The sequence below is a fragment of the Proteus mirabilis ATCC 29906 genome, from assembly GCF_000160755.1.
Lineage (GTDB): Bacteria > Pseudomonadota > Gammaproteobacteria > Enterobacterales > Enterobacteriaceae > Proteus > Proteus mirabilis.
Genome location: NZ_GG668609.1, coordinates 1 through 332, shown reverse-complemented (window position 1 = coordinate 332; position 332 = coordinate 1). Strand labels below are relative to the sequence as shown.

The following is a 332-nucleotide window of genomic DNA, read 5'->3' as shown; positions in this document are numbered from 1 at the left end:
TTATTGGCGTAAAAACACACAAGAGAGTTGTATTTATTTTTTAGAGAAAGCAAAACAGTTTATTCAAGGACACTTACAACAAACGAATACATGGATATCCATGTACGGCCTTGTGATTGTTTCTAATGCGTCACTGGAAGAACAGTTGCCTGAAGATTTATTAAAAGCACTTAAAGTATCAATACCCGCCTAATTTTTTAACTTTCTCACACTAATCATTAACGGACACTCCTCAGGGGGTGACTATGCGTATGGAAAAATTAACCAATGTAACTTATGGAACAGCAGGCCTAACGGCCTTTTTTGCCAGTCTCTCTTTATATGAATGGGTA

General features: G+C 36.7%; 1 pseudogene. It reads left to right on the top strand.

Annotation, left to right across the window (positions count from 1 at the left end):
• Positions 1-193 (top strand): annotated as a pseudogene (locus tag HMPREF0693_RS18250) (hypothetical protein); the annotation flags it as partial.
• Between the last annotated feature and the right edge of the window lie 139 nt (positions 194-332).